The 247-nt window shown below is 53.8% G+C and carries 1 protein-coding gene; it reads right to left on the bottom strand.

The genetic code is table 11. The features are described from left to right. Nucleotides 1–247: enolase C-terminal domain-like protein (locus R2R70_RS22260; RefSeq protein WP_410979238.1), on the bottom strand; the 247-nt coding region annotated here is incomplete at both ends.

Below are 247 nucleotides of genomic sequence, written 5' to 3'. Positions count from 1 at the left end.
ACCGAAATTGGGGACCCACAGATCAAAGTGCAGCGCCGCAGCCATGCAGACTGGTGACAAATCGGAAGGACCGTGTGAGCCAGTACGTACCTGATACAGCGAAGCAAAATCGGCAATCCGGCGCATACCGGTAATTCCGCCTGCATGGGTCAGCGTGGTGCGGATATAATCGATGAGTTGCTCTTCAATCAGTTGTTTGCAGTCCCAGATGCTGTTGAAGACTTCACCCACTGCGATGGGTGTGACG

The organism is Cobetia sp. SIMBA_158 (assembly GCF_046566945.1).
Taxonomy (GTDB): domain Bacteria; phylum Pseudomonadota; class Gammaproteobacteria; order Pseudomonadales; family Halomonadaceae; genus Cobetia; species Cobetia amphilecti.
Note: the sequence above shows the minus strand (reverse complement) of the source record. Positions and strands in the feature narration are given on the sequence as shown.